The sequence below is a fragment of the Actinomadura opuntiae genome (assembly GCF_030283205.1).
Taxonomy (GTDB): domain Bacteria; phylum Actinomycetota; class Actinomycetes; order Streptosporangiales; family Streptosporangiaceae; genus Spirillospora.
Window position 1 is genome coordinate 23,123 of record NZ_JASNWF010000023.1, and the last position, 21,476, is coordinate 44,598.

The following is a 21,476-nucleotide window of genomic DNA, read 5'->3' on the forward strand; positions in this document are numbered from 1 at the left end:
GCCCCGGCAAGGGGACCCGTACACCCAGGCGCGCGGTGTGCGGACTAGTTTCGCTCCCCGGTGGTCGACTCCACCTTGACTGCGCCAGTCGCGTTCGCGCCATCATAGCGAGCCGCACCCGGCGCCCGCCGGATCCGCGGCCGGCGGGCCCGCGCCGGCACCGACACCACCGCCAGCCCGCCGAGCAGCAGCACCGACCCGGCCGCGGCCTCCGCCGACAGCCGTTCCCCGAGCACGGCGATGGCGAGCACCGCCGCCACCAGCGGCTCGGCGAGGCTGAGCGTCCCGGCCGTCGCGGCGCTGACCCGGTTCAGGCCGGTGACGAAGAACATGTACGCGGCGGCGGTCGCCGCGAGCCCGAGCCAGGCCACCAGGGCCGCCGACCGGGGCGCCGCGAGCGCCGGCAGGTCCGCGAGCGTCCAGGGCAGCAGCACCGACCCGCCGACCAGCAAGGTCACCGACACCGCCGCGGCCATCCCGACATCGAGTCCGGTCAGCACCTTCGCCGACACCGTGTAGACGCCGAAGCACGTCCCTGCGACCAGGCTGAGCGCCACGCCGAGCGGGTCGACGTGCACGTCCTGGCCCGGCGCCATCAGCAGCGCGACGCCGCCGATCGCGCAGGCGGTGCCGCACCACCACCGCCGGCTCAGCCGCGCCCGGAGCACCAGCCGATCGCACAGCCCGGTCGAGACGGGCGCGAGCCCGAACACGACGGCGGTCGCGACCGCGGCGCCCGTCCGGTCGACCGCGCTGAAGAACGACGCCTGGAAGACCCCGGTGGCGACGGACGCGGCGGCCAGCGGCGGCCAGCTACGCCGCGACAGCGCGCGGAACGCCTTCCGATCCGTGAGGAGCACCAGCACGGCGAGGACGAGCCCGCCGGAGAAGATCCGTGCGCCGCCGATCGCCACCGGGCTCGCCGCGGAACCGGCCAGCACCTGCGCCGGCCCCACCGTCCCCCACAGGACGCCGGCGGCCAGCACCAGCAGCGCGCCGGACGGAATGTTTCGTCGGTCCATGGAGCCGAAGCTAGGCAGGAATGCGGGAGTTCGCTTTGTCAGCCGTCATTCGTTCGGCTCGGTGGCGCACGCCCGGCAATCGTTCGGTTCCAGCCTCACAGACTCCGGTTCAGGCGTACGGCGTTCGCCCGTCGCGCCGCTCGGCCGACGGAAGTTCGCCCTGCTCCCTCGGCTGGACGTAGTCGTACACCACCGTCGTGCGGACGTCCACGTACTCCTTGCGGCGGGCCAGCCGATCGAGCACGAAGTCCCGCAGGTACGTGGTGCTGGGCACTGCCACATGGACGAGGAGATCCTCGTTGCCCGTCACGACGAAGACCGCCACGGCCTCGGGCATCGCGGCCATGCTGTCGCGCGCCGACTCGATCGCCTCCCGCGACTGCGGCCGGATCCGGATCGAGATCAGGGCCTGCACGCCGCGGCCGAGCCGCTCGAAGTCGACCGCCGCGTGGAAGCCGGTGACGATCCCGCGCGAGCGCAGCGCCCGCGTCCGCTCCAGGGCCGTGGACGGGGCGATCCCTACCGCCTCGGCCAGCTCCCGGTTGGTCTGCCGCCCGTCCCGCTGCAACCGCCGCAGGATCGCCTGGTCGACCGCGTCCATGGTGCCCTCCCGACTTCGCCGCCGCGCCCCGAACTCCCGCACCCGAAGATGCGCCAGAAGGCGTCGCTCTCCGAAGATTATTCGGCCTCGTGGCGAGAAGCCAAAGTGAGTCTGCGGAGGCTGGTGATTTCACCGATGCCCGGGAGGCGGGCGAGCGCCGACAATTGGCGGCCCACGCGAGCCGGCGGCACGGGGCCGCCGAACGGGGATGAGGGGTCAACGTGAGCGGGGCGCATCGGGAGACGGGACGCCGCGCGCGGCGGCGGACACGGCGCGCGCAGCGAATGACACGGCGCGCGCGCCGGACCGTGGCGGTCGTCTGCATGGCGATCGCGGCGGTGTTCGGCACGTCGGTGTACGCCCTGTCGGCGATCACGTCGTGCTCCGGCGGTGAGACGACGCTCGACGCCGCCGTCGCCCCCGAACTGGCGCCCGCCCTGTCGGCGGTAGCCGGCGACTTCAACGGCGCCGACCACCGCGCGGGCGGCAAATGCGTGCGGGTCACCGTGCGCGCGGCCGGTCCGGCGGGGGTCACGGCGCTGCTGTCCGGGCAGATCCCCCGGGACTCGGGCGTCCGGCGCCCGGACGTGTGGGTGCCGGACTCCTCGCTGTGGCTGCGGCTGCTGACCACGCCGCCGCGCGTGACGGGCGGGCCGCTGGCCCGCACGCCCCTCGTCGCCGCGGTCCCGGCGGCACAGGCGGCGCGGACGCCCGCCTCCTGGAAGGACCTGCTGGACGCGGCGGAACCCGGCGAGCGGCGCTCGCAGGCGGTGCGGCCCGTCCTGGCCGATCCGGCCCGGACCGGCGCCGGGCTCGCCGCGCTGCTGATCGCGCGGGAACGCGAGGGCGACGCGGCGTTCGCGGCGTTCGCGCGGTCGGTGCGGGAGAGCACGGCACCGGACGCGGCGCACGCGTTCGCCGCGCTGACCGGGGCTTCCGAGCGACCTGAGCCCGTCCTGGTCCTCCCGGAGCAGGCCGTGTGGGAGCACGAGCGGCGCAAGCCGTCCGTTCCCGTGCAGGCCGTCTACCCGCGCGACGGGACCCTGTCGCTGGACTATCCGGTCGCGGTCCTGGACGACCGTCCCGGCGCGCGGCTGTTCGAGCGCGCGCTGCACAGCGGACCGGCCCGCGAGCGCCTCCGCTCGGCCGGCTTCCGCGACCCCGGCGGACGGGCACCGGCCGGTCTCCCCGCCGCCAGGCCCGCCGTCCTCGCCGACCCCGATCCCGCCCTGGTCCGGCGGACGGCGCAGGAGTGGGCGCGGCTGACCCTCGGCTCCCGGATGCTGTCGGTGATCGACGTGTCGGGCTCGATGGCGCAGCCGGTGCCCGGTTCCCGGCTGACCCGCATGCAGGCGATCGCGCAAGCGTCCCAGCAGGGCCTGGCGCTGCAGCCCGACGACACCGAACTCGGCCAGTGGATCTTCTCCACCCGGCTGGACGGCGACCGGGACTGGCGGCAGACCGTCCCCATGGGCCCGCTCGGCGGCCGGATCGGGTCAGTCACCCGGCGGCAGCGCATCCTCAGCACGCTGGCGGCGCTGCACCCGAAGCCCGACGGCGCGACCGGCCTGTACGACACCGTGCTCGCCGCCGTCCGGTACATGCGCCGCACCTACCGGCCGGAGATGGTCAACACGGTGCTGCTGTTCACCGACGGCCGCAACGACGACCCCGGCGGCCCCTCCCTGGACCGCACGGTCGCCGCGCTGCGCGCCGAGCGGCGGGCGACCCGCCCCGTGCAGATCATCGTCATCGGGTTCGGCCCGGACGTCGACACCGCCGAACTGCGCCGGCTCGCCGGCGCCACCGGCGGCAGCGTCTACACCGCCCGCGCCCCGCAGGACATCCTGCGGATCTTCGGCGAGGCCACCGCCCGCCGCCTCTGCGCCCCGTCCTGCTGACCTCTCCCGGAGACGGCGACGGCCCGGCCCCCGTGCGGGGACCGGGCCAGGACGCCGGTGCGCGGACGTCGCCGCGCGGTCGGAGGGTCAGCTCCGGCCGGCGGCCTCCAGGGCCTTCTTGACGGCGGCGCGCTTCTCGCGCAGCTTGGCGAGCGCCTCCTCGAGGATGGCCTCGCCGTCCTCGTCGCTGCGCCGCTCCTTCACGTACGCCAGATGCGTCTTGTAGGGCTCGGTCTTCGGCGGCGCCGGCGGGTTCTCCGCGTCCTGGCCGGCCGGGAACCCGCAGCGCGGGCAGTCCCACGTCTCGGGGACCGCGACGTCGGTCGCGAAGCTGGGGCGGGTCTCGTGCCGGTTGGCGCAGTAGAAGGTCACCCAGACGCGGGGGGCGGCGTCGCCGCGCTCCGCCTCCCCCATCGGACCGGCACCGACGCGGCTGCCCCGAATCGCGTTGCCACTACCCACGGACTACTCCTCGCTTTGTGCGCCGCCGCCGCCAGGGACCTCCGAGGACGGCGCGGCATTCGAACGTGTTGGACGGGCGGTTCAGCCGACGCCCTTGTGCTTGAACAGCAGCCCCAGGACGATGATCGAGGCGAACCAGACCACCCCGACGCCGATCGTCAGCCGGTCCAGGTTGCGCTCCACCACCGAGGAGCCGCCGAGCGACGACGAGATGCCGCCGCCGAACATGTCGGACAGTCCCCCGCCCTTGCCCTTGTGCATCAGGACGAGGACCACCATCAGCAGGCTCGTGACGATGAGCACGATGGACGATGCGATGATCACAGTTCTTCAGCGCCTTCTCTGGCCGGCCCCGCGGGAGCGGGGCCTCGTCGGTCGGACAGGGGATCGGGCCGGGCGGTTTACCCCCGCAGTACGAAGGGTACGACGAACTACCGCCTGGTTCGGCAAGAACCCCCATGTCACGCGGAATTGATCAGTTTTGATCAGGCCGGCAGATCCCGGTACCGGCAGATCTTGACGAATTCGCCCGGGTCGAGGCTGGCACCACCGACCAACGCGCCGTCCACGTCGTCCTGCGCCATCAGCCTGGCGACGTTGTCGCCCTTCACCGAGCCGCCGTACAGGATGCGCACCTGGTCGGCGAGGCCGCCGTCGTACAGCTCGGCGAGCCGGGTGCGGATCGCCGCGCAGACCTCCTGCGCGTCCTGCGGGGTGGCGACCTCGCCGGTGCCGATCGCCCAGACCGGCTCGTAGGCGATCACGGTCCGCCGCATCTGGTCGGCGGGGATCTTCTCCAGCGAGCCGTCGAGCTGCGCCAGGCAGTGCGCGACGTGCCCGCCGGACCTGCGCACCTCCAGGCCCTCGCCGATGCAGACGATCGGACTCATCTCGGCGGCCAGGACCGCCTTGGCCTTGGCGTTGACGAGCGCGTCGTCCTCGCCGTGGTACTCGCGCCGCTCCGAGTGCCCGACGATCACGTAGGAGCAGCCCAGCTTGGCCAGCATGGACGCGGCGATCTCACCGGTGTAGGCGCCGGAGGCGTGCTGCGAGACGTCCTGCGCGCCGTACTGGATGGCGTACCGGTCGGCCTCGATCACCGTCTGCACCGAGCGCAGGTCGGTGAACGGCGGGCACACCACGACGTCGACGGCCTCGAAGTCGGGCTCCTTCAGCGCGAACGCCATCTTCTGGACGAGCAGGATCGCGTCCAGGTGGTTCTTGTTCATCTTCCAGTTGCCGGCCATCAGCGGCTTGCGGCCGCTCTGCCGTCCGGAAGGGGTCGCGGGGGCCATCGGTCAGTCCTCCAGTGCCTGCAGGCCGGGCAGCGTCTTGCCCTCGAGGTACTCGAGGCTCGCGCCGCCGCCGGTCGAGATGTGCGAGAAGGCGCCCTCGTCGAAGCCGAGCTGCCGGACGGCCGCGGCCGAGTCGCCGCCGCCGACCACGGTGAACGCGCCGGAGTCGATCAGGCCCTGCGCGACGGCGCGGGTGCCGTGCGAGTACGGCTCCATCTCGAACACGCCCATCGGGCCGTTCCAGAACACCGTCCTCGCGCCGGCCAGGCGCGCGGCGAACAGCTTGCCGGACTCGGGGCCGATGTCCAGGCCGAGCCGGTCGGCGGGGATCGCGTCGGCCGCGACGACCTCGTGGTCGGCGTCCGCGGCGAACGCGGTCGCGGCGACGACGTCCACCGGCAGCACGAACTCCACGCCGCTCTCCTCGGCCCGCCGCAGGTACTCGCGGACGGTGCCGAGCTGGTCCTCCTCCAGCAGGCTCCTGCCGACCTCGTGGCCCTGGGCCTTGAGGAAGGTGAACACCATGCCGCCGCCGATCAGGATGCGGTCGGCCTTGCCGAGCAGGTTGTCGATCACGCCGAGCTTGTCGGAGACCTTCGAGCCGCCGAGGACGACCGCGTAGGGCCGCTCGACCTGCTCGGTGAGCTTCTCCAGCACCGACACCTCGGTGGCGATCAGGTCGCCGGCCGCGTGCGGGAGCCGCTGCGGCACGTCGTAGACGGAGGCGTGCTTGCGGTGCACGGCGCCGAACCCGTCGCCGACGTACACCTCGGCGAGGGCGGCGAGCCGGTCGGCGAACGCGCCGCGCTCGGCGTCGTCCTTGCTGGTCTCGCCCGGCTCGAAGCGCAGGTTCTCCAGCAGCGCGACGTCGCCGTCGCCGAGCCCGGAGACGGCCGCGTGGGCGGACGCGCCGGCGACGTCGTCGGCGAACACCACCCGGACGCCCAGCAGCTCGCCGAGCCGGATCGCCACCGGGCCGAGCGAGAACTCGGGCTTGACCTCGCCCTTCGGGCGGCCGAGATGGGCGCAGACGACGACCTTGGCGCCCTTGGCGCGCAGCGTCTCGATCGTGGGCAGGCTGGCCCGGATCCGGCCGTCGTCGGTGATGCGGCCGTCCTGCAGCGGGACGTTCAGGTCCGCGCGGACCAGCACCTTCCGCCCGGCGACGTCCAGATCGTCAATGGTGCGCATCGGAATGCGGATTCCTTCCGGATACGGCCCCGCCGTGGCCGCGCGCTGGGCGCGGCCACGGCGGGGACGGGCTTGTCGGATCGCGGGGCGGTATCACCCGAGGGGGGACGACCCCCCACACCCCCCGAGCCGACTTCGTCGGGGCTCAGAGCTGCGAGCCGACCAGCTTGACGAGGTCGACGAGGCGGTTGGAGTAGCCCCACTCGTTGTCGTACCAGCCGACGACCTTGACCTGGTCGCCGATGACCTTGGTGAGCCCGGAGTCGAAGATGCACGACGACGGGTCGGTGACGATGTCGCTGGAGACGATCGGGTCGTCGGTGTAGGTGAGGTAGCCCTTGAGCGGGCCCTCCTCGGCGGCCTTCTTGAACGCGGCGTTGACCTCGTCCACGCCGACCTCGCGCGACAGGGTCGCGGTCAGGTCGGTGGCCGAGCCCGTCGGCACCGGGACGCGCAGCGCGTAGCCGTCCAGCTTGCCGTTCAGGTCCGGCAGCACCAGGCCGATGGCCTTGGCGGCGCCGGTGGAGGTCGGCACGACGTTCAGCGCGGCGGCGCGGGCGCGGCGCAGGTCCTTGTGCGGGGCGTCCTGGAGGTTCTGGTCCTGGGTGTAGGCGTGGATCGTCGTCATCAGGCCCTTCTCGATGACGAAGTTGTCGTGCAGCACCTTCGCCAAGGGGGCCAGGCAGTTGGTGGTGCAGGACGCGTTGGAGATCACCGTGTGCTGCGCCGGGTCGTACTTGTCCTCGTTGACGCCCAGCACGACGGTGAGGTCCTCGTTCTTGGCCGGGGCCGAGATGATGACCTTCTTGGCGCCGTTGTCGGCGTGCACCTTGGCCTTGGTGGCGTCGGTGAAGAAGCCGGTGGACTCGACGACGATGTCGGCGCCGACGTCGCTCCACTTGAGGTTCGCGGGGTCGCGCTCCTCGAACGCCTTGATCGACGTGCCGCCGACGACGATCTCGTCGGCGGTGGCGCGCACGTCCTCGGGGAAGCGGCCGAGGATGCTGTCGTACTTGAGCAGCTGGGCGAGCGTGGCGTTGTCGGTCAGGTCGTTGACCGCCACGATCTCGATGTCGGCCCCGCTGGCCTTCACGGCGCGGTAGAAGTTACGGCCGATCCGGCCGAACCCGTTGATGCCTACTCGGATGGTCACGGAACGGCTCTCCTCGTACGTCGTGTCGCCCGGTGTCACCAGGCCGTCAACTGCGGTCTACCGGGGTCTCCCCCGCTGCCGACCCTATCCAATGACCCGCGGGTAGCCCGACACCGGCGGCGGTGGATTCGCGGGTGACGCGCCCTCCCCCGTCCGGGTGAGCCGCCGCCCGGCCGCCGCCGGCCGCCCCGACTTGACGATCATCACTAGACTCCCGCCATGCGGCGCGGGTGGTTCGTCCTAGTCATCGGGGGTTTGCTCGCCTGCTGCGCGGCCGTCCCGGCGTCCGCCGCGCCCGTCCGGCCGGTGAAGCCGCCGGCGGTGCAGACGCGGATCGGCTACATCACTTCCCAGCTGAAGCGCGACCCCGTGTACGTCACCGACCAGGTGCCCCGGGTGCTGCCGCCCGGCACCGCCGGGAAGATCAAGGCGCTGGTCGGCCGGCTCGGGGTGCCCGTGTACGTCGTGGTGACGCTGCCCTCTCGTCTCCGCAATGACGACACCGAGGCCCCGTCCGACCTGGAGTCTCTGGTGCCCGTGCTCCACGACCGGCTCGGCAAGGACGGCGTCTACCTCGTCGTCGATCCCAGCGGTGCCCTCGGCGAGGTGCAGCAGTTCGGCGGGACGCGGCGGATCGACGTCGAGGACGCCTACCAGGCCGCGACGGCGGAACTGCCCTACGAGGCCGGCCTGCTGAGCGTCCTCGGCCGGTTCGTGGAGATCGCCCTGTCCGGCCACGCCAAGGAGCGCGCCCGCCACCCGTCGCCCCGGCCCGAGTCCGCGACCCGGCGGGAGCTGGACGCCTACGACCGCGGCAACCACCGGGCCGCCGTCAGGAACAACACCGCGTTCGGCGTCGGCGCCGGGCTCGGCGGGCTGATCGTCCTGGGCCTGCTGGTGGGGCGCCGGATCCGTCGCGGCAGGCGGCGGCCCGCACCCGCCGGGACAGCGGTCCGCAGCAAGCGGAAGCGGCCCGCCGGGCAGGGAGGGAAGCGATGAGGCGCGTCGTGCGCGGCGTCCTCGGCGTCGCGGCGGCGGCCATCGCGATGTGGCCGGCCACCGCCTCGGCGGCGCCCGACCCGCGCTACGCCGGCCACCGCCTCGACCGCGTCGCCGCCGCGCTCGCCAAGGACCCGCTCTTCGTCGACCCGGACGTGGACGTCGCGCTCGGCGCCGCCGACCGCGTCCGCGTCGACACCGCGATCCGGGCCGCCGCCAAGCGGGTCACGGTCCCGATCCTGGTCGTGGTGGCCCCCAACCCGACCGACTCGGAGTCACAGGGCAAGGACGAGGCCTTCCTGTCCGCCCTGCACGGCGTCACCCGTCGCGACGGGCTCTACCTGATGGTCGACGACGGCGGCTACATGCTCGGCCAGGGATGGAACGTCCCACGCGACATCGACCTCGACCTGGTGGCGCAGGACGACCTCCCCGACTACGAGCCGCCCGACATCCACCGCCCGTTCAGCGGCCTCGCCGACCGGCTGATCAAGCGGGTGGACTCCTGGGCCGCGGCGCCCGCCGGGCCGCCCACCTCGTCCTCCCCGCTCCTCAGCCCGCCGGTCCCGTTCGGGCAGGAGGACGATCATCCGCTGAAGCCCGACGAGCCCGCGGTCAAGAGCCACTTCCTTCGCGGGTTCCTTCTCGTCGGCCCGCTGTCGGCGATCGCGCTGTACTGGGCCGGGATCGGTTCGGCCGCCGCCGGGCGCCGATGGTTCCGCCGCGGCGGGGCCGGGGGCGCCGTCGCGGGCCTGGCGGCGCAGGCCGAGGCGCACCCCGGCGCGCCGTCCAAGCCCTCGGACCGGTGGCTGCGGCGCACCGCGTCCGCCGAGCTGGACCGGCTGCGCGACCGGCTGCCCGACGCGTCCGGCAACCGCGGCCGCGCCTTCGCCGTCACCGCTTACGACGCCGCCCAGATCCTCTACGACGACGTGCACGATGACCCCGGCCACGCGCTGGACCTCGTCGGCGTGATCGTCCTGGCCCGGCAGGGACGGCGCGCCCTCGCCGGGCAGATGACCGCCCCTCCGCCGCCGTGCTTCGTGAACCCGCTGCACGGCGACTCCACGCGCCGCAAGGCCGTCTCGCTGCCCGGCGACGACGACCGCGGCAAGCCCCGCAGGCAACCGGTGTGCGCGGCCTGCTTCGGCGCGTCCGGCAAGGAGATCGCGGATCGCGTCCTGCGCGTCCAGGGCCCGGACGGCCTCGCGCCGCACTACGCGGTCCCAGGCGTGTGGCGGGACGCGGCGTGGGGGTCCCGCGGAAACGACCTCGTCAAACGCGTGATGGAGTACCTCGGTGTCGAGTAAGCCCTCCCCCGGCGCGCGGATCGCCGCCGCGCTGCGCCGCTCCCCGATCTACGTCGACCCGTCGTACGCGTCGGCGCTGCCCGCCGCGGACCGGCGGCGGCTGGCCGCCCGGCTGAAGAGGATGCCGGTGCCGACCTTCGTCGTGCTGGTGCCGCTGGTCCAGGGCGGCACCTGGAACGACGACAAGCAGCTCGCGACCGTCGTGCACAGCCGCCTCGGCCGGGACGGGATCTACGTCACCTTCCACGAGTCCACCGACGAGCTGATGGGACACGAGTGGGGCGGCGACCACGCCGCCGACGACGCCGCGTGGGCCGTGAACTGGGACGACTCGCTGGACGGCGCGTCCCTCGCGGCGCGGCTCACCCGCTTCACCGACCTGGTCGTCTCGGGCACCGCGACGAAGGTCTACAAGCAGGAGTCCGCGGAGATCGACCGCAAGTACCAGGCGCACCTGAAGTCGTCCGCCCCCAAGCCGAAGAAGAGCGACGGCGGTACCGACCTCGCGCTGCCACTCGCCGCGGGCGGCGCCGGCGTCGCGGTCGCCGCCGTCGCCGGCGTCCTGCTGTGGCGGCGCCGCCGCATGGCCGCCGTCAGCCGCGAGGCCGGCGACGGCCTGCTCCTGCCGCGCACCGTGTTCGCCACCGCCGGCAAGGCGAGCGAGGACCAGCTGCGCGAGCAGGCGTCCCGCGAGGTCATCGCCTTCGGCGAACTGCTGGACGGCTCGTCGGCCCCCGGCGGCGAGCGCGCCGGGGCCCTCATGACCCGGGCCCTGGACGCCTACCAGGCCGCGGCGAAGACCCTCGACGGCGCGAAGGGCGTCCCCGACCTGGCAGGCGTGCTCGTCCTGCTCGACCAGGGCCGCGACGCCCTGGCCTCGGCCCGCGCCCTCGCCGAGGGGAAGCCGGAGGTGCCGCCGAGCCCGCTGTGCTTCTTCAACCCGCTGCACGGCGACGGCCCCGCCGAGATCGACTGGCGGCCGCTCGGCTCCCGCCGCCGCCTGCACGTCCACGCCTGCCGCGCCTGCGCGCGCGCCGCCCGCGCCCGCGAGACCCCCGACATGCTGATGGACCGCCGCGAGGGCCGGGACGTCCCCTACTTCGAGGCCGACCCGGCCCGCAGTGTCTGGGCCGAGACCGGCTACGGCCAGCTCCGCGACGACCTGATCCACCGCGTCCTCAGAGGCGACCTGCGCAGGAGCTGAACGCCGGCGCCCATGTCAGGTGCCGTACAGCCGCCCCCTCAGCACCCGGCCGTCGGGGACTGGGGCCGTCGCAGCCGCGGGACGGCTCTGCGTCCATTTCCTGCGGATCCCGTTACCGGGCACGGCGGTGCAGTCCGCGCGGATCGTCCGGGGCTCCCTGAACCCGCCGCAGGGCTGGCGACGATCTCCCGCCGCACCCTCGTCTTCGAGGCGGCCCCCGACGGCGCGCTCCGCCGCCTGCGCTGACCGCCGCCGGCTACGGCGCCAGCATGTCGGCCGTGAGGTTCGCCTCGGTGCCGGGGACACCCTGATCGCTGGCGCGCTTGTCGGCCATGGCGAGCAGACGCCTTATACGGCCGGCGATGGCGTCCTTGGTGAGGGGCGGGTCGGCGAGTTGGCCGAGCTCCTCCAGGGAAGCCTGCTTGTGCTCCAGGCGAAGGCGGCCGGCGTTCACCAGGTGCTCGGGGGCGTCGTCGCCGAGGATCTCCAGCGCGCGGGCGACGCGGGCGCCGGCGGCGACGGCGGCGCGGGCCGAGCGGCGCAGGTTGGCGTCGTCGAAGTTGGCGAGGCGGTTGGCGGTGGCGCGGACCTCGCGGCGCATCCGGCGCTCCTCCCAGGCCATCACGGCACCGTGCGCGCCGAGCCGGGTGAGCAGCGCGCTGATCGCGTCGCCGTCGCGGACGACGACGCGGTCGACGCCGCGGACCTCGCGGGCCTTGGCGTGGATCTTCAGCCGGCGGGCGGCGCCGACCAGGGCGAGCGCGGCCTCGGGGCCGGGGCAGGTCACCTCCAGCGACATCGACCGGCCGGGCTCGGTGAGCGAGCCGTGCGCGAGGAACGCGCCGCGCCAGGCGGACTCGGCGTCGCAGGCGGCGCCGGCGACGACGTGCCGGGGCAGCCCGCGGACGGGACGGCCGTTGTTGTCGATGAGGCCGGTCTGCCGGGCCAGCGACTCGCCGTCCCGGAACACGCGCACGACGTAGCGGTTGCCCTTGCGCAGCCCGCTGGGCGCGAGCACGACGACCTCCGAGGTGTGCCCGAACACCTCCGAGATGTCCTTGATGAGGCGCCGCGCCGCCACGTTGGTGTCGATCTCCGCCTCGATCACGATCCGCCCGCCGACCAGGTGCAGCCCCCCCGCGAAGCGCAGCAGCGTCGAGACCTCCGCCTTGCGGCAGCACGGCTTCATGACCGTGAGCCTGCTCAGCTCGTCCTTGACCAGACCGGTCATCGCCATAGATGAACCCTCCCCCTATCGGACTTCCAGCAGTCTGGCCGATCGCGGCCCGCCGGGACGTCAGTCACTGAATATCTGTACGAAGGCTTGGGCCAGGCGGGCGGGTTCATGACGCGCCGAGCCGTCGTCCGCGGCGACCCGGGCGAGGACGAGGCGCCCGCCGAGCCGCTGGACGGCCTTGTCGAGCGCGTCCGGGTCGTCGACCACGCCGGCGTCGGCGAGGACCACGTCGACGCGCAGGTCGGGGGCGTGCGCCTGGAGGACCTCCAGGTGCGTCTGGGGGGAGAAGTCGTCGGTCTCGCCGGGCTGCGGCGCGAGGTTCAGCGCGACGGCGCGGCGGGCGCGGGTGGAGGTGAGCGCGCGGGCGAGCGCGGGCACCTTCAGGTGCGGCAGGACGCTGGTGAACCAGGACCCGGGGCCGAACACGACCCAGTCGGCGTCCTCGACGGCGGCGAGCGCCTCGGGGCAGGCGGGCGGGTCGGCGGGGACGAGCGAGACGCCGAGCACGGACCCGGGCGTGCTGGCGCACGCCACCTGCCCCTTGACGTGCGTGATCTCGTCGGGCCGGGTCGGGTCGGCGCCGCGCACCTCGGCCACGATGTCCATCGGGACGGCGGCCATCGGCAGCACCCGGCCGTGCGCGCCGAGCAGCCGGCCGACCCAGTCGAGCCCGGCGACGGTGGAGCCGGGGCCGGCCCCGCCGGGCGCACCGTCGGGGGGGCCGCCGGACGCACCGCCGGGGGCGGAGTCGCCGCCGAACAGCTCCCACAGCGCGACGATCAGCAGGTTGCCGACCGCGTGCCCCTGCAGGTCGCCCTCGCTGCGGAACCGGTGCTGGACGACGTCGCGCCAGGTCTGGCCCCACTCGTCGTCGCCGCACAGCGCGGCGAGCGCCATCCGCAGGTCGCCGGGCGGCAGGACGCCGAGCTCGCGGCGCAGCCGGCCGCTGGAGCCGCCGTCGTCGGCGACGGTGACGACGGCGGTGAGCCGGTCGGTGACGCGCCGCAGCGCCGACAGCGAGGCGTACAGGCCGTGGCCGCCGCCGAGCGCGACGACCTTCGGGCCGAGAGGCTTCAACGCGTTCGTTTCTCTCTGCGTCCGGGACCCGGCAGCGCCGCGGGTCTCACTCGCGGCCGAGGTCACGATGGGCGACCTGCACCTCGATGCCCTCGTCCCGCAGCCGGGCGGCGATCTGTTCCGCCATGGCCACACTACGGTGTTTGCCGCCGGTACATCCCACGGCCAGCGTGACGTAGTGCTTGCCCTCCCGCTCGTAGCCCTCGGCGAGCAGGCGCAGCACCTCGGCGTAGGCGTCGAGGAACTCCTTGGCGCCGCGCTGGCCGAGCACGTAGTCGCGGACGGCGGCGTCGCGGCCGGTCTTCGGGCGCAGCTCGGGCACCCAGTGCGGGTTCGGCAGGAAGCGGCAGTCGACGACGAGGTCGGCGTCGACGGGCAGGCCGTACTTGTAGCCGAACGACACGACGGTGGCGCGCAGGCTGGACTCGCCGGTGTCGTTGCCGAAGAACCCGATGATCTTGTTGCGCAGCTCGTGCACGTTCAGCCCGCTGGTGTCGATCACCAGGTCGGCCTCGGCGCGCACCTCGCGGACCAGGTCCCGCTCGCGGGCGATGCCGTCGACGAGGCGGCCGTCGCCCTGCAGCGGGTGCGGGCGGCGGACGCTCTCGAACCGGCGCACCAGGTCGGCGTCGCCGGCCTCCAGGAACACCACCCGCGGGTGGACGCCGCGCGCCTCCAGCTCGGCGATCGAGGAGTGCAGGTCGTCGGTGAACGCGCGGCTGCGCACGTCGACCACGACGGCGATGCGCGGCACCGCGTCCTTCACCCGGCCGCCGAGGTCGGCCATGGTGGCCAGCAGCCCGGGCGGCAGGTTGTCGACCACGTACCAGTCGAGGTCCTCCAGGGACTTGGCCGCGGTGCTGCGGCCCGCCCCCGACATCCCGGTGACGATGACGATGTCCGGAATCTTCGACTCGTTGGTCATGTCCGCTTCCCCCTGTGCTCCCCGCCGACCGTGTGCTCCCCGTCGGCCCCGTCTTCCCCGCCGGTTCCGTTCCCGCCGGACCCGTTCCTGCCGGTTCCGTTCCCGCCGGTTCCGCTCCCGTGGGCCGCGCTCTCGCCGTGCTCCCCGGCAGCGGCGTCCCCCGCGCCGCGCGCCGGGACGGGCCCGCCCCGCAGCGCCGCGACGATGCCCTCCGCGCTGCGCCGCCCGATGCCCGGGACCTCGGCGACCTGCTCGGGCGTCGCCTCCTTCAGCCGCTTCACCGAGCCGAAGTGCTTCAGCAGCGCCGCCCGCCGCGCCGGGCCCAGACCCGGAACACTATCGAGTTCGCTCACCGTCATGGCCTTGGAACGCCGCTGCCGGTGGAAGGTGATGGCGAAGCGGTGCGCCTCGTCGCGGACCCGCTGGACCAGGAACATGCCCTCGCTGTTGCGCGGCAGGATCACCGGGTCGTCCTCGCCCGGCAGCCACAGCTCCTCCAGCCGCTTGGCGATGCCGCAGACGGCGATGTCGTCGACGCCCAGCTCGTCCAGCGCCCGCTGCGCCGCCGCGACCTGCGGCGGGCCGCCGTCGACGATCACCAGCTGCGGCGGGTAGGCGAACTTGCGCGGCCGGCCGGTCTCCGGGTCGATCGGCTGGTGAGCACCCTCTTCCTCAGGGTCTCCGAGGGTGTCCAGCTCGCCCAGCTTCTCGCTCTCGGCCAGGTAGCGCCGGAACCGGCGGGCGATCACCTCGTGGATGGAGCGGACGTCGTCCTGCCCCTCGACGGCCTTGATCGTGAAGCGGCGGTACTCGCTCTTGCGGGCGAGCCCGTCCTCGAACACGACCATGGACGCCACCACGTTGGTGCCCTGCAGGTTCGACACGTCGTAGCACTCGATCCGCAGCGGCGCCTCGTCCAGCTCCAGCGCCTCCTGGATCTCCTGCAGCGCGCGGCTGCGGGTGGTGAGGTCGGACGCGCGGCGCGTCTTGTGCTGCTTGAGCGCCTCGTGGGCGTTGCGGGCGACGGTCTCCAGCAGCGCCTTCTTGTCGCCGCGCTGCGGGACGCGCAGGTGGACGGGCCCGCCGCGCTGCTCGGCGAGCAGCTCGGTCATCGCGTCGGCGTCGGGCGGCAGCGCCGGGACGAGGACCTCGCGGGGCACCGACTCGCTCTCGCCGTAGATCTGGATCAGGAAGTTCTCCACCAGGTCGGCGGTGGTGACCTCCTCGACCTTGTCGACCACCCAGCCGCGCTGCCCGCGGATCCGGCCGCCGCGCACGTAGAACACCTGGACGGCGGCCTCCAGCTCGTCCTCGGCGAAGGCGATCATGTCGCAGTCGGTGGTGTCGGCGAGCACGACCGCCTGCTTCTCCAGCGCCCGCTCCAGCGCGCGGATGTCGTCGCGGAGCCGCGCGGCGCGCTCGTACTCCTGGGACGCGGCGGCCTCGCGCATGTCGCGTTCGAGGCGCTTGATGAACCGGCCGGTGGTGCCGGCCATGAAGTCGCAGAAGTCCTCGGCGAGCAGCCGGTGCTCGTCCGGCGAGACGCGCCCGACGCACGGCGCCGAGCACTTGCCGATGTAGCCGAGCAGGCAGGGCCGGTCGAGCTGGTGCTGGCGTCTGAACACGCCGGCGCTGCAGGTGCGGACGGGGAACACGCGCAGCAGCTGGTCGACCGTCTCCCGGATCGCCCACGCGTGGGAGTACGGCCCGAAGTAGCGCACGCCCTTGCGCTTCGCGCCCCGCATCACCATCACCCTCGGGAACTCCTCGTTGAGGGTGACCGCCAGGTAGGGATAGGACTTGTCGTCGCGGTAACGGACGTTGAACCGGGGGTCGAACTCCTTGATCCAGGAGTACTCGAGCTGGAGGGCCTCGACCTCGGTGCCGACGACCGTCCAGTCGACGCGGGCCGCCGTCTGCACCATCGTCTGGGTGCGCGGGTGCAGCGCGGAGAAGTCGGCGAAGTAGGAGTTCAGCCTCGACCGCAGGCTCTTGGCCTTGCCCACGTAGATGACCCGGCCGTGCTCGTCGCGGAATCGGTAGACCCCGGGGGATTCCGGAATGGAGCCCGGTGCGGGTCGGTAGGTCGCCGGATCTGCCACGCCACGAAGCCTAGTGGGCGCCACCGACACCCGGCGCGGCCGAGCCCGCCGACCTGGGGTGATGGAGATCTCCCTGTTTTGGGTGGATGTTCGTAATGCGAGTGGAAAGGGAGGTTCGGGTCAGTTTTCGCACGCTCGGAGGGGGTCGTACCGCAGGTGTCCGCGCTGTGGGCCTGGATCACGTTCGCCGTCGTCGTCGGGGTGGCCGTCGTCATCGTGGAAGGGGGCCGGCGGCTGCTCGCCGGCCGGCTGGCGCGGCACTGGCCCAGCGTCGGGCGGGTCGCCCGGCGGTGCGCCGCGCCGGCGTTCGCGTTCGCCGCGGTGGTGAGCGCGAGCGCCGCCGTGCCGTACCCGCACATGAGCGACCACGCCGAGGGCATCGTCCGGCACCTCATGCGCATCGCGGTGATCGGCGTCACGACCTGGCTGGTGCTGCGCATCACCTACGCGCTCACCGACCCGCCGCTCGCCCGGCTGATGCGGATCGAGGGCGAGCGCAACCGGCGGGCCAGGCGCGCCCGCACCCAGATGATGCTGCTGCGCCGCATCGCCGCCATGGTGGTCGTCATCCTCGCGGTCGGTGCCGCGCTGTTCACCTTCCCGGCCGTCCGGGCGGTCGGCGCGGGCGTGCTGGCCTCCGCCGGGGTCGCCGGGCTGGTCGTCGGGATCGCGGCCCGGCCGACGCTGGGCAACCTGCTCGCCGGCCTGCAGATCGCCTTCAGCGACGCGCTGCGGCTGGACGACGTGGTGGTCGTGCAGGGCCAGTGGGGGCGCGTCGAGGAGCTGACGCTGTCCTACGTGGTCGTCCGGCTCTGGGACGACCGGCGGCTCATCCTGCCCGTCTCCTACTTCACCGAGCAGCCGTTCGAGAACTGGACCCGGCACTCCAGCCGGGTGGTCGGCTCGGTGGAACTGCACGTCGACTGGACCGTTCCGATCGAGGAGCTGCGCACCGAGCTGTACGCGATGCTGCAGGACAACCCGCTGTGGGACCGGCGCGAATGGGTGCTGCAGGCCGTGGACGTCCAGCCGAACGGCCTGGTCACGATGCGCGCGCTGATGAGCGCCGCCGACTCGGCGAGCGCCTGGGACCTGCGCTGCGACGTGCGCGAGCACCTCATCTCCTACATCCGCGAGCACCATCCCGAGGCGCTCCCCCGCTTCCGCACCGATCCCGACGTTCCGGAGGACGACCCGACGGGCACCGGCTCCGGCGCCGGCCCGGACGACGGCGCCGCCGACATCACCGCGACCGACCCGCGCGCGCGGCAGCGCGAGATGCGGGGCGGCGAGGTGGACGACCACGTCCGGGCCGCCGCCGAGAACGGCGGCGGCCCGGGGCGGACCAGGTCCGGCGCCGTGTCGCTCAGACGAGGCTGATCTTCCCGCCCTGCACGCTGATCTTCTTCTCCGCCAGCGGCTTGTCGGCGGGCGGCTTCGCCACCGACCCGTCCGAGATCTTGAACTTGCTGCCGTGGCAGGGGCAGTTGATCGTCCCGCCGGACACCGACCCGACGGTGCAGCCGCGATGGGTGCAGGTCGCCGAGAACGCCTTGAACTCGCCCTGCGCCGGCTGGGTCACCACGACCTTCTCCGACTCGAAGACCTTGCCGCCGCCGACCGGGATGTCGCCGGCGGAGGCGAGCACCGCGCCGGCGCCCCCTCCCCCGCCGCCGTCTCCACCGCTGCCGCCGCCGTCGTCGCCGCTGTCGTCGGACGACCCGCCGCACGCCGCCGCCAGCCCGGCGACGCCCGCGAGCCCGGCCCCGATGAGCAGGCCGCGGCGGGTCCCGCCCGTCCCGCCGGCCCCGTTCCGGGGCGCCGCGCCGCCACCGGGCGCGCCGGCCGGCGGCTCCCCGGCCGGGTGCTCGGTCGCGTCCGCCCGCGTCTCGGACTCCTGTGGCATCGTCTCCGCCCTCCGCTGAACTCGGTTCCCGATCTCCCTGCGTCACCGGGGAGTACGGAGCGGAGGCGGCATCGGTTCAAATCAGAACCAATCCGGCCGGCAGCGGTCAGCTGATCACGATCCCGCCGTTCTTCACCTGCGCCGGGTACTCCTTGAGCGGCCTGGACGCCGGCCCGTGCGCGACCGAGCCGTCGGTGATCTTGAATTCGCTGCCGTGGCAGGGGCACTTGACGACCCCGTTGGACACCTTGTTCACCAGGCAGCCCTGGTGCGTGCAGATCGCGGTGAACACCTTGAACGCGCCCTGCCGCGGCTGCGTCACGACCACCTTGGCGTCGGCGAAGGTCTTGCCGCCGCCCACCGGGATGTCCGCGGCCTTCGCGACCTCCTTGCCACCGAGGTCCTTCGGCTCCTTGTTCTGGTTCGTCGCGCACCCCGCCGCGAGCAGCGCCGCGCCCGCCGCGCCCGCGCCGCACAGCACCGTCCGGCGGGCGAGCGGCCCCCCTGCCCCGGCGGACCCCGCGTCGTCGCGCGGGGCTCCGGGCGTCACTTCGTTGGTCATGCCCCCCATGATCCTGGACGGGCCCCCGCGCCCCGCACCGACCCGCCCGGGCCGTGTTACGTTCCGGGCGCAGGCGTGTCCGCAGTCCGGAACGGCCCCCCGGGAGACGGTATGACCGCGTCCATCGGCGACGAGCAATGGCAGGCTCTCCGCCGCTCGCTGGAAGAGATCACCGAACGCTTCACCGACCTGGCGACCTCGGCCCGCTCCCCCGGAGCGACGGCCGTCGGGCGCTGGTCGGCCGCCGACGTCCTCGCGCACGCCGCCGGGATCGCGTGGATGGACGCGGCGCTGCTCGGCGCGGACGCGCCCCCGCTCCCGGTGCCCGATCTGCTCGACCGGGTGCGGGCGGCCAACGTGGACGGCATCAACGACCTCAACGACCTCGTCCTCGCCGCCGTCCCGGAGCGCGATCCGAAGGCGCTCGCGGGGATGCTGCGCGAGCACGTCGCGGCGATGACGGCCGCCACCGCGCACAGCGCCGCGGAGGACCTCGTGACGTGGGTGGGCGGTTCGCGGCTGCCCGTCGCCGGGCTGTTCGCTCACATGCAGAACGAGCTGCTGCTCCACGGCCACGACCTGAGCGCGGCCACGGGGCGGCAATGGCGGGCGGACGCGGCGGAGGCGGCGCCGTTCTTCGGGATGTTCATCTTCGGGCTGGCCCGGCACGGGACGGGGCGGCTGCTGGACGGCGGCGGACGGCCGCGCGCGCGGCGGATCGCCGTGGAGTTCCGTCCCGAGCACACGGCGCCGGCGACGCTGGTGCTGCGGGAGGGGCGGGTCGGCCTCGAACCGGCGGGCGGCGTTCCCGACGTCCGGCTGACCTTCGATCCGCTGGCCATGTCGATGATGATGTTCGGCCGCGTGGGGCGGCTGCGGACGGTGGCGAGCGGGCGGCTGAAGGTGGGCGGACGCCGGCCCTGGCTGCTGCCGGTCTTCCTGCGGACGTTCCGTGTGCCCGGCTGAGCACACCGGAAGAAGACACCGCGGGACGGGCTCTTCGAGGATCGGTCGCATGAACCGAACCCCCGCAGCACGGCCGGCCGCCCGCTTCGAGGCGCCATGAGGGAGCCGTTCGTCCTGGTCCTCGCTCCCCCGCTGCGCCGCGGCGACATCCCCCGCCTGTGCGCCTCGCTCGCCGCCGCGCTGGACCCGCGCGAGCCGCGTCCCGCCTACTGCGACGTCGGCACGGTCGCGGAGCCGGACATGGTGACGGTCGACGCGCTGCTCCGGCTGCATCTGACGGCGCGGCGCAAGGGGCACCGGCTCCGGTTCCGCAACGCGGGCCCGGCGCTGCGGGCGCTGCTGTCCCTGACCGGCTTCAGCACCATGCTGGCCGTGGACGGCGCGGACGACGGCTGAGCGTCCCCCGCTCACACGCGAACGGCGGCCGGGAAGAATCCCGGCCGCCGTCGCACGTGATCCGCGCCCTAGGGGTTGCAACCCTCAAGGGACGGGTCGGTGGAGGTGGCGCCGGACCCGAAGAACAGGGTTGCGCACTGAATGAGGAACGCGGGGTTCTCTTCGGGGATCCAGTGGCCGGAATCGGGCGCGACCACCTGCCGGACGTCGGTCGCGACGGCGCCGAACGACTGGGCGACCGCCGGGCCGAAGGTGTACTGCGCGCCCATCGCCAGGACGGGGAGCGTCACCTTGACCGAGGACAGCGCCTTGTTGTCGGCGGCGTTGGTGGGGAACGCGCGGTAGTAGTTGAAGCCCGCGCTGCGGTGCGAGGCGTCGCTGTAGGCGCGGATGAAGGCGGACTGGGCGATGGCGTCCGGGTGGCGGGCCGAGCTGAACAGCCACCCGAGGTAGGTCTTCACGTGCGCGGCGTCGTTGATGAGGTTCTCGGGCACCGGCGCGGCCGTCTGGTTGAACAGCAGATGCCAGCTCAGGCCGTAGGCGTTCTCCAGCCCGAACCCGTTCAGCGGGGTCTCCAGCACGGCCATGCGCGCGACGTCGTCCGGGAAGTCGCGGGCGTAGGGGTAGGCGACGAGCGCGCCGAGGTCGTGGGCGAGGAGCGAGACCCGGTCGTAGCCGAGCTTCGCGACGCCCTGGTGGATCCTGGCGGCGGTGTGGACGGCGTCGAAGCCGCCGTCCGGGACGCCGGAGGAGCCGAGGCCGGGCAGGTCGAAGGCGACGACGGTGTGCGTGCGGGCCAGGTCCGGCATGACCTTGCGCCACTCGTACCACGTCTCCGGCCAGCCGTGCAGCAGGACCAGGGCGGGCCCGGACCCGCCCTTGACGTAGTGCAGGGACCCGCCGTCGACGCTGACGGTGCCCTCGCGGAACCGCGTCAGGCCGCCGGGCGAGGAGGCGGTGTCCGCGCCGGCCTGGGCGGCGGCCCCGGTCCCCAGCGCCATCACCAGCGCGGTCGCGGCGGCGCCGAGGCACCTGCGCCACCAGCGGGTCCGCCGTGCGCTCTGCTGTCCGAGGTACGGCATGCGTTCCCCTTCGCATTCGTGCGGATCGCGATTCCGGCGGGGGCCGGCATTCGCGGGATGGACCGATGCCGTTGCCATTTTCCGA

The 21,476-nt window shown here is 73.6% G+C and carries 20 protein-coding genes, 1 pseudogene and 1 riboswitch; of the genes and pseudogenes, 7 read left to right on the forward strand and 14 right to left on the reverse strand.

What is annotated here, in order from left to right; all coding sequences use genetic code 11:
* Positions 1–15: 15 nt before the first annotated feature.
* Positions 16–102, reverse strand: a riboswitch (ZMP/ZTP riboswitch).
* 119 nt (positions 103–221) lie between these two features.
* Together QP089_RS48940 and QP089_RS38665 are read right to left on the reverse strand one after the other, a co-directional pair.
* Positions 222–1,022: pseudogene (locus tag QP089_RS48940) on the reverse strand (DMT family transporter); the annotation flags it as partial.
* A 109-nt stretch (positions 1,023–1,131) separates the two neighbouring features.
* Positions 1,132–1,623 (reverse strand): Lrp/AsnC family transcriptional regulator, encoded by a 492-nt coding sequence (locus QP089_RS38665; RefSeq protein ID WP_285918871.1) that lies wholly within the window; start codon positions 1,621–1,623, stop codon positions 1,132–1,134.
* 284 nt (positions 1,624–1,907) lie between these two features.
* Here QP089_RS38665 and QP089_RS38670 point away from each other — a divergent pair, with 284 nt between their 5' ends.
* Positions 1,908–3,524, forward strand: a complete 1,617-nt coding sequence (locus QP089_RS38670) for a substrate-binding and VWA domain-containing protein (protein ID WP_285918873.1) — start codon at positions 1,908–1,910, stop codon at positions 3,522–3,524.
* 87 nt (positions 3,525–3,611) lie between these two features.
* On the opposite strand, the gene QP089_RS38675 is transcribed toward QP089_RS38670, so the two are convergent.
* The 5 genes from QP089_RS38675 to gap all read right to left on the reverse strand — a co-directional run bounded on the left by QP089_RS38675 (position 3,612) and on the right by gap (position 7,625).
* The gene (locus QP089_RS38675; protein WP_151542680.1) at positions 3,612–3,986 is read right to left on the reverse strand and encodes an RNA polymerase-binding protein RbpA; all 375 of its coding nucleotides are present in this window, start codon (positions 3,984–3,986) and stop codon (positions 3,612–3,614) included.
* An 81-nt stretch (positions 3,987–4,067) separates the two neighbouring features.
* Entirely contained in the window at positions 4,068–4,310 is a 243-nt protein-coding gene (secG, locus tag QP089_RS38680) for a preprotein translocase subunit SecG (protein ID WP_151542679.1), read from the reverse strand.
* 161 nt (positions 4,311–4,471) lie between these two features.
* Positions 4,472–5,281 carry a triose-phosphate isomerase gene (gene tpiA / locus QP089_RS38685; protein ID WP_285918876.1) on the reverse strand — a complete coding sequence of 270 codons (810 nt, stop codon included), beginning with the start codon at positions 5,279–5,281 and terminating at the stop codon, positions 4,472–4,474.
* Between the two features lie 3 nt (positions 5,282–5,284).
* Entirely contained in the window at positions 5,285–6,472 is a 1,188-nt protein-coding gene (locus QP089_RS38690; protein WP_285918878.1) for a phosphoglycerate kinase, read from the reverse strand.
* Positions 6,473–6,617: 145 nt separating this feature from the next.
* Positions 6,618–7,625: a type I glyceraldehyde-3-phosphate dehydrogenase gene (gap, locus tag QP089_RS38695; protein ID WP_285918879.1), complete on the reverse strand. Its 1,008-nt coding sequence runs from the start codon at positions 7,623–7,625 to the stop codon at positions 6,618–6,620.
* A 219-nt stretch (positions 7,626–7,844) separates the two neighbouring features.
* Between gap and QP089_RS38700 the strand changes: the two genes are divergently transcribed.
* Genes QP089_RS38700 through QP089_RS38710 form a run of 3 tightly spaced genes read left to right on the forward strand, consistent with a single transcriptional unit; the run spans position 7,845 to position 11,138 of the window.
* Complete coding sequence (locus QP089_RS38700; protein WP_285918880.1) at positions 7,845–8,624, forward strand: hypothetical protein; 780 nt, start codon at positions 7,845–7,847, stop codon at positions 8,622–8,624.
* Positions 8,621–9,934 carry a hypothetical protein gene (locus QP089_RS38705; RefSeq protein ID WP_285918882.1) on the forward strand — a complete coding sequence of 438 codons (1,314 nt, stop codon included), beginning with the start codon at positions 8,621–8,623 and terminating at the stop codon, positions 9,932–9,934. Before QP089_RS38700 ends, QP089_RS38705 begins: the two co-directional genes overlap by 4 nt.
* Positions 9,924–11,138, forward strand: coding sequence for a hypothetical protein (locus QP089_RS38710; RefSeq protein WP_285918884.1), 1,215 nt, complete (start codon positions 9,924–9,926; stop codon positions 11,136–11,138). Before QP089_RS38705 ends, QP089_RS38710 begins: the two co-directional genes overlap by 11 nt.
* 256 nt (positions 11,139–11,394) lie before the next feature.
* On the opposite strand, the gene whiA is transcribed toward QP089_RS38710, so the two are convergent.
* From whiA to uvrC, 4 genes are read right to left on the reverse strand one after another with little or no spacing between them, the layout of a single operon-like run.
* Entirely contained in the window at positions 11,395–12,375 is a 981-nt protein-coding gene (whiA, locus tag QP089_RS38715) for a DNA-binding protein WhiA (RefSeq protein ID WP_285918886.1), read from the reverse strand.
* Between the two features lie 60 nt (positions 12,376–12,435).
* Positions 12,436–13,452: a gluconeogenesis factor YvcK family protein gene (locus QP089_RS38720; protein WP_285918888.1), complete on the reverse strand. Its 1,017-nt coding sequence runs from the start codon at positions 13,450–13,452 to the stop codon at positions 12,436–12,438.
* Positions 13,453–13,498: 46 nt separating this feature from the next.
* Complete coding sequence (gene rapZ / locus QP089_RS38725) at positions 13,499–14,377, reverse strand: RNase adapter RapZ (RefSeq protein ID WP_285918889.1); 879 nt, start codon at positions 14,375–14,377, stop codon at positions 13,499–13,501.
* Complete coding sequence (gene uvrC, locus QP089_RS38730) at positions 14,374–16,479, reverse strand: excinuclease ABC subunit UvrC (protein ID WP_285918890.1); 2,106 nt, start codon at positions 16,477–16,479, stop codon at positions 14,374–14,376. Before uvrC ends, rapZ begins: the two co-directional genes overlap by 4 nt.
* Positions 16,480–16,635: 156 nt before the next feature.
* On the opposite strand from uvrC, the gene QP089_RS38735 reads away from it, so the two are divergent.
* On the forward strand, positions 16,636–17,859 hold the full coding sequence (locus tag QP089_RS38735; protein WP_285918892.1) for a mechanosensitive ion channel family protein: 1,224 nt from the start codon (positions 16,636–16,638) through the stop codon (positions 17,857–17,859).
* Here QP089_RS38735 and QP089_RS38740 read toward each other — a convergent pair.
* Both QP089_RS38740 and QP089_RS38745 read right to left on the reverse strand, forming a co-directional pair.
* Positions 17,846–18,385: a Rieske (2Fe-2S) protein gene (locus tag QP089_RS38740; RefSeq protein ID WP_285918894.1), complete on the reverse strand. Its 540-nt coding sequence runs from the start codon at positions 18,383–18,385 to the stop codon at positions 17,846–17,848. The genes QP089_RS38735 and QP089_RS38740 overlap by 14 nt on opposite strands.
* A 106-nt stretch (positions 18,386–18,491) precedes the next feature.
* Positions 18,492–18,947: a Rieske (2Fe-2S) protein gene (locus tag QP089_RS38745; protein ID WP_285918896.1), complete on the reverse strand. Its 456-nt coding sequence runs from the start codon at positions 18,945–18,947 to the stop codon at positions 18,492–18,494.
* Positions 18,948–19,058: 111 nt separating this feature from the next.
* Between QP089_RS38745 and QP089_RS38750 the strand changes: the two genes are divergently transcribed.
* Both QP089_RS38750 and QP089_RS38755 read left to right on the forward strand, forming a co-directional pair.
* A complete protein-coding gene (locus tag QP089_RS38750) occupies positions 19,059–19,913 on the forward strand; it encodes a maleylpyruvate isomerase N-terminal domain-containing protein (protein ID WP_285918897.1) in 855 nt (284 codons plus the stop codon).
* 96 nt (positions 19,914–20,009) lie between these two features.
* Positions 20,010–20,309, forward strand: a complete 300-nt coding sequence (locus tag QP089_RS38755) for an STAS domain-containing protein (RefSeq protein WP_285918898.1) — start codon at positions 20,010–20,012, stop codon at positions 20,307–20,309.
* Between the two features lie 68 nt (positions 20,310–20,377).
* On the opposite strand, the gene QP089_RS38760 is transcribed toward QP089_RS38755, so the two are convergent.
* The gene (locus tag QP089_RS38760) at positions 20,378–21,391 is read right to left on the reverse strand and encodes an alpha/beta fold hydrolase (protein ID WP_285918899.1); all 1,014 of its coding nucleotides are present in this window, start codon (positions 21,389–21,391) and stop codon (positions 20,378–20,380) included.
* Positions 21,392–21,476 lie beyond the last annotated feature (85 nt).

Excerpts from the sequence above, each read along its gene's own strand:
- QP089_RS38705 (WP_285918882.1), top strand. The coding sequence starts at position 8,621 with ATGAGGCGCGTCGTGCGCGGCGTCCTCGGCGTCGCGGCGGCGGCCATC.
- QP089_RS38750 (WP_285918897.1), top strand. The coding sequence starts at position 19,059 with ATGACCGCGTCCATCGGCGACGAGCAATGGCAGGCTCTCCGCCGCTCG.
- tpiA (WP_285918876.1), bottom strand. The coding sequence starts at position 5,281 with ATGGCCCCCGCGACCCCTTCCGGACGGCAGAGCGGCCGCAAGCCGCTG.
- QP089_RS38700 (WP_285918880.1), top strand. The coding sequence starts at position 7,845 with ATGCGGCGCGGGTGGTTCGTCCTAGTCATCGGGGGTTTGCTCGCCTGC.
- rapZ (WP_285918889.1), bottom strand. The coding sequence starts at position 14,377 with ATGACCAACGAGTCGAAGATTCCGGACATCGTCATCGTCACCGGGATG.
- QP089_RS38740 (WP_285918894.1), bottom strand. The coding sequence starts at position 18,385 with ATGCCACAGGAGTCCGAGACGCGGGCGGACGCGACCGAGCACCCGGCC.
- QP089_RS38755 (WP_285918898.1), top strand. The coding sequence starts at position 20,010 with ATGAGGGAGCCGTTCGTCCTGGTCCTCGCTCCCCCGCTGCGCCGCGGC.
- whiA (WP_285918886.1), bottom strand. The coding sequence starts at position 12,375 with ATGGCGATGACCGGTCTGGTCAAGGACGAGCTGAGCAGGCTCACGGTC.
- QP089_RS38745 (WP_285918896.1), bottom strand. The coding sequence starts at position 18,947 with ATGACCAACGAAGTGACGCCCGGAGCCCCGCGCGACGACGCGGGGTCC.
- QP089_RS38690 (WP_285918878.1), bottom strand. The coding sequence starts at position 6,472 with ATGCGCACCATTGACGATCTGGACGTCGCCGGGCGGAAGGTGCTGGTC.
- QP089_RS38665 (WP_285918871.1), bottom strand. The coding sequence starts at position 1,623 with ATGGACGCGGTCGACCAGGCGATCCTGCGGCGGTTGCAGCGGGACGGG.
- QP089_RS38670 (WP_285918873.1), top strand. The coding sequence starts at position 1,908 with ATGACACGGCGCGCGCGCCGGACCGTGGCGGTCGTCTGCATGGCGATC.
- QP089_RS38760 (WP_285918899.1), bottom strand. The coding sequence starts at position 21,391 with ATGCCGTACCTCGGACAGCAGAGCGCACGGCGGACCCGCTGGTGGCGC.